This window comes from Nostoc flagelliforme FACHB-838 (assembly GCF_014698065.1).
GTDB lineage: Bacteria > Cyanobacteriota > Cyanobacteriia > Cyanobacteriales > Nostocaceae > Nostoc > Nostoc flagelliforme_B.
This window is the reverse complement of sequence record NZ_JACJSI010000229.1, coordinates 1-9,463: the sequence shown is the minus strand read 5'-3', so window position 1 is coordinate 9,463 and position 9,463 is coordinate 1. Positions and strand designations below refer to the sequence as shown.

Here is a 9,463-nt window from a genome sequence, read left to right as displayed (position 1 = left end):
CTAAACTATCAGTAACTATCTCAAAGCTTTATGATTACGTTTTCACGAAGATATCAAAGCTTGCTCTCAAAGCTTTGAACAGTCTGGCTTTGGAGTTTTCGGACAAGTCTCTTGATCGCCCTGGAAATGCTGAGATTCAAATGGCGCTGTTTTATGACTATAGAACTAATCCACAACTCTATCCACAATGGCAGGAGTATTTCCGCAAACATCAACCTCCCACCCTAATTGTTTGGGGTAAGAACGACGACATTTTCCCTGCTGAAGGTGCTTATGCCTACCAGCGTGACCTAAAAGATGTTGAGTTCCATTTACTTAATACCCACATTCCGCACTGGAGGAAGATGGCGATGCGATCGCAAACTACATCCGTCAATTTCTCACGTCACGACTGCAACCCATATCTGCCTAATCAGTGCAAGTTTTAGCCATTGGCTTGACAACAATTGGACACACTAACCACACGTCTCCATGAAAGAGGGTTCGGAACGCCTCCCCACCGACACACAAGAGAAAATGAATCATTTTATGTTCAAGATGGAGAGATTGAATTCCAGCTTGACAATCGCATCCTTGTTGCAACAGCTGGAACCTTCCTCCATTCGCCCAAAGGTCAGCTTCATCGATTTACTAATACCACCTCTGTACCTGCAAAACTATTAGTTTGGGTGACACCTGCTGGATTTGAGAAATTTATTGCCGAAGTTGGAAAGGCGGTGAATGGTCAAATTACATCTGCCCCACCATTGAGTCCTGAAGACTTAGATAAAATTCTCACCACTTCACCTAAGTACGGCATTGAGATTATTCCTCCCCCTCCTGAGCAATGACAACACAAGGCACGAGAACTCACCATAAAACTACCAGGACTTACGCAAAACAATGAGTTTTAGCTAGAAGCAATTGGTAAGGACTTCCAAATAAAAAATGGATACTGGGACAGGTTGTATTCTATAGTGTTGTATCATGTTCAGTGAAATACCTATATTAAGACCACAGGGACAGGAAGCATACTTCGGCTCCTTTCGACTTCGCTCGGCACAAGTCAAGGCAAGTCGCTCAGTGACTGGGGGAAAAGAGCTTCAGATTTTTGCATAGATATCTCCAATAATTGTTAATCAACCGGACTTGATGTAACAGAACGCTTTCAAGATTAAAGTCATAGGAAGAGTTATGAAACTGAAAGAGAAAATTGCACTGGTTACAGGCAGTAGTCAAGGGATAGGACAGGCGATCGCAATTCGTCTAGCACAGGAAGGAGCAAGTATTGTCATCAACTACCGCTCTCATCCTGAAGGGGCAGAAGAAACCTTATCGAAGGTAAAGGCGGCTGGTGGCCAGTGCCATATAGTAGACGGGTTTACAATTCAAGGAGATACAGGTAAGGTTGCCGATGTGCAGCGCATGATTGCAGACAGTATTTCCCACTTTGGCAAGCTAGATATCTTAGTTAACAATGCAGGTATTGAAAAAAACGCCAACTTTTGGGATGTGACTGAAGCAGATTACGATGCTGTCATGAATGTGAATCTCAAAGGAATATTCTTTGCCACACAGGCATTTGTGCAACACCGACTAGAAACAAAGCAACCTGGTAAGATCATTAATATTAGTTCCGTACACGAAGAATTACCCTTTCCGCACTTTGCTGCCTACTGTGCTAGCAAAGGTGGCTTGAAAATGCTCACCCGTAATTTAGCTGTGGAACTGGCTCCTCATGGCATTAATATTAATAATGTTGCGCCAGGAGCAATTGAAACTCCCATCAATACTAAACTTTTAAACGATCCACAAAAGTTAGGGGCGCTCCTAAAAAACATTCCTTTGGGGCGATTAGGACAACCAGGAGATGTTGCCTCTATGGTGGCATTTCTTGCATCTTCTGAGTCAGATTATGTAACAGGTACAACATTTTTTGTTGACGGTGGATTGCTCTGGAATTATCAAGAGCAATAGGGGGGCAAAAGGCAGGGGGGCAGAGAAGCAGAGGAGCAGAGGAGTGAAGTTCAAAGCCTCATTAATGGAGTTCAAAGACTCATTAATGGAGTTCAAAGCCTCATTCCTCATACCTATTTTGAATTTTAAATTTTGAATTCGGAGCAAAGCGACATGACTCCAGAAGAAGTAAGATTGCGGCAGGATCAAGAACGTGTTGCCTACTGGAAACGCTGGGGACCTTATCTCAGCGATCGCCAATGGGGAACGGTGCGGGAAGATTACAGCCATGACGGTTCTGCCTGGGATTATTTTCCTCACGATCATGCCCGATCGCGTGTTTATCGTTGGGGCGAAGACGGCATTGCAGGTATTTCCGATAGTCGGCAACGTTTGTGTTTTGCGATCACTCTGTGGAATGGCAACGATCCCATTCTCAAAGAACGACTGTTTGGGCTAACGGGCACAGAAGGTAATCACGGTGAAGATGTTAAAGAGTATTACTTCTATCTTGACAATACGCCCACCCATTCCTACATGAAATGCTTGTACAAGTATCCCCAACAAGCATTCCCTTACACGCAACTGGTACAAGAAAATCAGCGCCGAAGTAAATTTGAGCCGGAGTTTGAGCTACTTGATACGGGCATCTTTGCTGAGAACCGTTATTTTGATGTTTTTGTCGAGTATGCCAAAGCCACACCGGAAGATATTTTGATTCAGATTGCGATCGCTAATCGCAGTTCAGAAGTCAGCACACTTCACCTACTGCCAACACTCTGGTTTCGTAATATCTGGGCTTGGAATCCCGAAATTGAGAAACCTTTTATGAAAGTGGTTAGCTCAGATTCCAACTTCAGTTTAATTGAAGCCGAGAATTCTCACCTGGGAACTCGTTGGCTTTACTGCCAAGGAGACACAGAACTTCTGTTTACCGACAACGAAACCAATTACGAACGATTATTTGGTTACAGCAATGACTCACCTTATGTCAAAGATGGCATTAATGAGTATGTAGTGAATGGGAAAACAGCAGCCGTCAATTCCCAGCGCATAGGCACAAAGTTTGCCTCTCACTACACATTAACAATCAATCCAGGTGAAACTAAAGTTGTGCGCCTGCGGTTGAGTGATGTGCAAACACTTACAAAGCCTTTTGGCGAAGATTTTGACACAATTTTTCAGACACGCATTGCCGAAGCTGATGAATTTTATCAGCGCATCTGTTCCTTCCCAATTTCGGAAGATGAGCGCAATATTCAACGTCAAGCCTTTGCTGGCTTGCTATGGAGCAAGCAGTATTATAACTATGTCGTCCATGACTGGCTCAAGGGCGATCCCCAACAACCGCCGCCTCCACCGGAACGACAAGCTGGACGCAACCATGAGTGGATTTCTCTATTTAGCGAAGATATTCTCTCGATGCCAGATAAGTGGGAATACCCTTGGTTTGCTGCTTGGGATCTAGCATTTCACCTGATTCCACTAGCTGTCATCGATCCATATTTTGCTAAGTTGCAACTTGACCGTCTGACACGCGAATGGTATATGCAGCCCAATGGTCAATTACCTGCTTACGAATGGGCATTTGGTGATGTTAATCCACCCGTGCAGGCGTGGGCAGCTTTGCGGGTTTATCAAATCGAGCAGAAGTCTTGCAAAAAAGGCGATCGCGCTTTTCTGGAAAAGGTCTTTCACAAGCTGTTGCTGAATTTTACTTGGTGGGTAAATCGCAAAGATGTAGAAGGTAAAAACGTCTTTCAGGGTGGATTTTTGGGGCTGGACAATATCGGGGTATTTGACCGCAGCAGGGAACTGCCCACAGGCGGTCATCTCAATCAAGCAGATGGTACAAGCTGGATGGGAATGTACTGTTTAAATATGCTAGTGATCGCACTGGAATTTGCCAAAGAAGATTCTACCTACGAAGACATTGCCAGCAAGTTCTTCGAGCATTTTCTCTACATAGCCGATGCCATTGACGGCATTGGCAATGCAGATATTTCGCTATGGAATGAAGAAGACGGCTTTTACTATGATGCGCTGCGTTTACCTGATGGACGGCAATTTCCCGTCAAAGTGCGCTCAATGGTAGGGTTAATTCCCCTCTACGCTGTCATAGTGCTGGAATTAGAAACTTTAGAGCGTTTTCCAGGCTTCAAGCGTCGCATGGAATGGTTCATTCGCAATCGTCCTGACTTGAAAAATAATGTCGCCTGCATGGAAACACCGGGGGTAGGCGCAAGAAGACTATTAGCGATCGCTTACCAGACAAAGTTAAAACGTATTCTGCAACGAATGCTAGACGAGAATGAATTTTTGAGTGATTACGGAATTCGCGCCATCTCAAAGTATCACCTAAAAGATCCTTACATTTTACATCAAGGCGAACATGATTACTGCGTTCGTTACGAACCCGCCGAATCTACCACAGGTTTGTTTGGCGGTAACTCTAACTGGCGTGGTCCGATTTGGTTTCCGGTAAACTACTTAATTATTGAAGCACTCTGGAAGTTTTATGATTACTTCGGAGATAGCTTGAAAGTGGAATACCCCACAGCTTCCGGGCAAGAAATGACACTAAGGGAAGTAGCGGTCGCGCTTTCTCATCGCTTAGTTGCGATCTTTGGGCAGGATAGTGCAGGCCGTCGCCCGGTGTATGGCGGTCTGGAAATATTTCAATCCGATCCCCATTGGCGCAATTATATTTTGTTTCATGAATACTTTCATGGAGATAACGGGGCGGGTATTGGAGCCAGTCATCAAACAGGCTGGACAGGATTAGTCGCCGCGCTGATTCTCCAAAATGCTGAACACCGAGCGCAGGAGCAGCAGCATGGAAACATTTAGAAAGCATTTACCAGAATACTTAATGGAAGCAGCACAACTGGGGTTATTTCTGATTGCTGCGGGAATATTTAGTTGTGTGTTTGAGTATCCTAGTTCTCCAATTCATCAAGCAATTCCCAATGGTGATTTGCGTCGGTTTTTAATTGGTGTGGTCATGGGTTTGACGGCAATTATCATTATCTATTCTCCTTGGGGCAAGCAATCCGGCGCACACATGAATCCTGCTGTCACGCTAACGTTCTATCGTCTGGGAAAAGTCAAACGTCAGGATGCTATTTTTTACATTCTGTTTCAGTGTTTGGGCGGATTGTTTGGGGTTTATTTAGTGGCACTATTGCTGGGTCAGGTATTCACTAAAGCTCCTATCAATTACATCGTCACCGTACCAGGAAAATCAGGGTGGGTTGTGGCTTTATTGGGCGAACTAGTCATTGCCTTTGTAATGATGATGACCGTTCTGCTAAGTAGTAACAATCAAAAACTCAATCGGTTTACAGGTCTATTTGCCGGATTTCTGGTAATGCTTTACGTTTTTTTTGAAGCTCCTCTATCTGGCTTTGGCATGAACCCTGCCCGCAGCCTTGCTTCTGCTTTACATGCCCACATTTGGACAGCATTTTGGCTATATGTAATTGTGCCACCTGCGGGGATGTTGCTGGCATCAGGAGTGTATCAATATCTATTTGGCAAACGCGCCGTCAAGTGTGCCAAATTGCATCACGCCAATCACAAACGCTGTATTTTTCGCTGTAACTACAATCGTAACGGCAAAATCGATTTGAGCGACTCTCTGCCAATTCCAGGAGAACAATCATGACAATGAATACTCATTATGATGCGATTATCATTGGCACTGGGGCGGGTGGTGGCACTTTAGCCTATCATCTTGCCTCCAGTGGCAAGAAAATTTTAATTTTGGAACGGGGTAAATTTTTACCGCGAGAAAAGGAAAATTGGAGTGCGCTAGAAGTTTATCAAAAAGAACGGTATCACACTCCAGAGCAGTGGTACGACGTAAACCATAAACCCTTCCGTCCAGCAATGAATTACTGGGTTGGTGGTAATACCAAAGTTTATGGTGCAGCTTTGTTGCGATTACGAGAACGTGATTTTGAGCAGGTGGAACACAAGGACGGCATTTCACCGGAATGGCCATTAAAATACCGCGACTTTGAACCATACTACACTCAAGCAGAGCAGCTTTATGATGTTCACGGTCAAGGAGGTATTGATCCCACCGAGGCAGCTAGGAATTTACCTTATCCTCATCCTCCCGTACACCATGAACCCCGAATGCAGGAACTGGTTAACGGTCTGAGGCAAGCTGGTTTGCATCCTTTCAACCTACCGTTGGGATTGAAACTTAATGAAGTAGATAAGAGCCTGGGAAATTGTATTCATTGTAATACCTGCGATGGCTTTCCTTGTTTAACTCAAGGTAAAGCTGATGCTGAAGTTAACTGTATTCAGCACATTCGCCATGATGCAAATATTACTTTACTTAGTGAAGCCAAAGTAACGCGGTTACATACAAGTCCTTCTGGTCGAGAAGTCAGCCGCGTAGAGGCTGAGATTGACGGCGAAACTCAATTTTTTACAGGTAATATTGTTGTAGTTGCTTGCGGCGCGATTAACTCGGCAGCATTATTATTGCGATCGCACAATGACCAACATCCCAACGGATTGGCAAACAGTTCCGATCAGGTAGGGCGCAACCTGATGAAGCATATTTGCATGGCAATGGTGCAACTAAATACAAAACTCAATCTTTCTGTTTATCAAAAGACGATCGCCATTAGTGATTTTTATTGGGGCGAATCTGATTTTCCCTACCCGATGGGTTTGGTACAGAATACTGGCAACGTCTTAGCAGATATGCTACCCGCCGAGGTTCCCGCACTGTTGGCTCCACTATTAAGGCTGCGACCAGGGGCAGAACTGAAAACAGTTGCGGATCATACAGTTGGTTGGTGGTTGCAAACAGAAGACTTACCCGATCCTGAGAATCGCGTGCGGGTACAGGAAGATCGCCTTTACTTAAACTATAAACCCAACAACTTAGAAGCAAGCGATCGCCTAGCGAAACGCTGGGTAACTGTTCTCAAGCAGGTTGATCGGGCAGAACATTGTATTCCATTTAGCCTCTATCCCCGCAACATGATACCACTGCAATCGGTTGGTCATCAATGCGGTACTTGTCTTTTTGGAGAAGACCCAAAAACCTCCGTACTGGATCTGAATTGCCGTACCCATGATGTAGATAATCTCTATGTTGTCGATGGTAGCTTCTTTCCATCCAGTTCTGCCGTTAATCCTACGCTGACCATTATCGCCAATTCCTTGCGAGTGGGCGATCATTTACTAGAGCGCTTGAAATGACAATACCTTTGCCAAAAAAAAAGAGCATAACGGGACTTAAACAAAACAGGAGATAAAAAAGACTAGAATATTTAACTAACCTGAGTTCGGGATAAGGAAAAGGACAGGTAGTAAGCTGAAAATAACAACAAATCCAGCAACCTGTCCTAACCTGAGTTCGGGATAAGAAATCCTCAAAACCCTTGATTTGTCATTGTTTGGTCTGAAGCTTTATTTTAATTTATTCTCAATCTGACTTTTCCCGTTAAGTCATGAAACAACGAAATAGCAAGAGTTTCAGACTATATTTATTCTCAATAACTTATTATTACTGAGAATAAATTACGAGAGAATAGGGCTTTGGGCTGGGGGAAAAGTCAAGCGATGTCTGCAACAAGCAGCAAAGCATCTACGCTCAATCAAGGAGATAACGGGAAAAGTCAGCACCAGTTTCCGTATAATACATGGGACCTCTCGATAAGAACCGGGATCATCCTTGGTATGTTGAAAGCAATCGCACTAACGACCTCTACGAAAAATCTAGCTCTACTATCTGCCACAGCCCTTATTACCACGTTTGGCTTAAGCTAAATATGGGCATAAACTAGCGTAAAGTCCAGAATTTTCTCAAATAATTCCTCCCAATACTGTTTAGCAACTTCTGCTTTGTTTTCTAACCCCTTAAGAATCGAAGTACCTGAACCAAATGGCACGAAGATTCATGTGAAACCTTGTCAGGGCATGGTGTAGGCTGAGTGTGTTTCAGACAATTGAATGCGAGTGCGTCAAGGAGTTCAACATCTTCTTAATTCCCCACACCTCAATACCTGCAACCCCACGCCCTTTCATCCAGCTATACAATGGCTTTGCGCTTAACAAGCGTGCCATTGGTGTCTTACTCTTTGTCGTTTATGACCAGGTTCTGTTCATTGGTATTGGCGATAAGCACTGCTAGCAGGCGTGCGGGTTCAGTATCACTGGCATTGGCGCTGACACGATGATGATCGCCAGGTAATTCAAAAAAGTTCTCACCAGCGTGATACACCTGCACCGGATTATCATTGATTTTGCTACGAATCGCACCTTCCAGGACTGTTGCATAAATGAAAGCCGAGTCTGGATGGGTGTGAGGGATCGATGAGACACCTGGCGCATATTCGACCAGCTGAACTTTCATGCTCTTGCCGGGCACATTGGGAAGAGCACGATCGAAGACCAACGTTACCTTTTCACCCAACACATCGGCTGAAGCTGGGAATACAGGGAGTACTGTGAATACGGAAAAAGCTGCGAATATGGAGAGTGCTGCGAATGCAAATCCATGAAGAAATCTATTAAACATTTGGGTTCTCCTTGCGTGAATACAAACGTGAACACGAATTGGTGAATAAAAATCCGTTCGATGTGTTCTCATGCTGAATCAAGCCGATCGTGGATTAGACAGGTGTCGGTTGAGTTGAGCGTTGCAAAACTCAGCAGTTGTGGGATGTTGGGCTTTGTGCCCTCAACTCAACCGATGTCAGCATTGAATTCTCATTGCTGATCTTTAAGCGATAGAGCGGTTGAGCCAGTCCTGGAAACGGGTCGAGCCGATGCGCGAGTTGCCCTGCGGAACGAGTTGATCGTTCAACGCTGCACCAAAGTAACGGGCGTGGCTGTCTACAACCACCTGACGTGAGTCGTGAGTTGCACTTAGGAATTGGCGGATGATTTCCTCAAAACGGAACCGCTCTGGACCAGCTAAATCGATAATGCCGTTGACTGGGGCTCCCAGCGTGATATCGACCAGCGCGGCAACAACGTCCTCCGACAAGATGGGCTGGATAAAGGCAGGGGGTAAGTGAACTGTTTGCCCATCAGTGGAGAATTGAGCGATGATTGTCTCAATGAACTCAAAGAACTGCGTAGCGCGGACGATTGTATAGGGTATTCCTGCGGACTGGATCAACTTTTCCTGAGCGACTTTTGCACACATATAGCCGCTATCAGGGATGCTATCGGCACCGACAATTGATACTACAATGTGATGAGCCACACCCGCGTCTGCCTCCGCCGCCAGCAGGTTCCGGGTTGACTTAAGGAAGAACTCCAACACCGCCGCATCCTCAAAGGAGGGTGAATTCGTCACATCGACAACAACTTGGGCACCTACTAACACCTCAGCTAGTCCCTCACCTGTAACAGCATTGACACCTGAAGAAGGGGACGCTGCCACCGTCTCATGTCCACGCTCACGTAGCCTGCTGACAAGCTTCTTACCAATCAGTCCATTGCCACCAATGACAACAATTTTCATGACAAAACCTCTGATAATTTAAAG

8 protein-coding genes are annotated in these 9,463 nt (G+C 45.0%); 6 read left to right on the top strand and 2 right to left on the bottom strand.

Annotation, left to right across the window (positions count from 1 at the left end):
- The 6 genes from H6G97_RS38480 to H6G97_RS38455 form a co-directional block, all read left to right on the top strand.
- A partial coding sequence (locus H6G97_RS38480; RefSeq protein WP_242055847.1) for an alpha/beta fold hydrolase occupies positions 1-428 on the top strand: 428 nt, incomplete at its 5' end.
- Positions 429-446: 18 nt separating this feature from the next.
- A complete protein-coding gene (locus tag H6G97_RS38475) occupies positions 447-830 on the top strand; it encodes a cupin domain-containing protein (protein WP_190945931.1) in 384 nt (127 codons plus the stop codon).
- 343 nt (positions 831-1,173) lie between these two features.
- Positions 1,174-1,956: a glucose 1-dehydrogenase gene (locus tag H6G97_RS38470; RefSeq protein ID WP_190945930.1), complete on the top strand. Its 783-nt coding sequence runs from the start codon at positions 1,174-1,176 to the stop codon at positions 1,954-1,956.
- Between the two features lie 153 nt (positions 1,957-2,109).
- Positions 2,110-4,785 carry an MGH1-like glycoside hydrolase domain-containing protein gene (locus H6G97_RS38465; protein WP_190945929.1) on the top strand — a complete coding sequence of 892 codons (2,676 nt, stop codon included), beginning with the start codon at positions 2,110-2,112 and terminating at the stop codon, positions 4,783-4,785.
- Positions 4,772-5,602, top strand: a complete 831-nt coding sequence (locus H6G97_RS38460; RefSeq protein WP_190945928.1) for an MIP/aquaporin family protein — start codon at positions 4,772-4,774, stop codon at positions 5,600-5,602. The genes H6G97_RS38465 and H6G97_RS38460 overlap by 14 nt, the downstream gene beginning before the upstream one ends.
- Positions 5,599-7,164 carry a GMC oxidoreductase gene (locus tag H6G97_RS38455; protein WP_190945927.1) on the top strand — a complete coding sequence of 522 codons (1,566 nt, stop codon included), beginning with the start codon at positions 5,599-5,601 and terminating at the stop codon, positions 7,162-7,164. Before H6G97_RS38460 ends, H6G97_RS38455 begins: the two co-directional genes overlap by 4 nt.
- An 874-nt stretch (positions 7,165-8,038) precedes the next feature.
- Here H6G97_RS38455 and H6G97_RS38450 read toward each other — a convergent pair.
- Positions 8,039-8,485 carry a cupin domain-containing protein gene (locus H6G97_RS38450; protein WP_190945926.1) on the bottom strand — a complete coding sequence of 149 codons (447 nt, stop codon included), beginning with the start codon at positions 8,483-8,485 and terminating at the stop codon, positions 8,039-8,041.
- A gap of 204 nt (positions 8,486-8,689) precedes the next feature.
- Positions 8,690-9,439: an SDR family oxidoreductase gene (locus H6G97_RS38445; RefSeq protein ID WP_190945925.1), complete on the bottom strand. Its 750-nt coding sequence runs from the start codon at positions 9,437-9,439 to the stop codon at positions 8,690-8,692.
- Positions 9,440-9,463 lie beyond the last annotated feature (24 nt).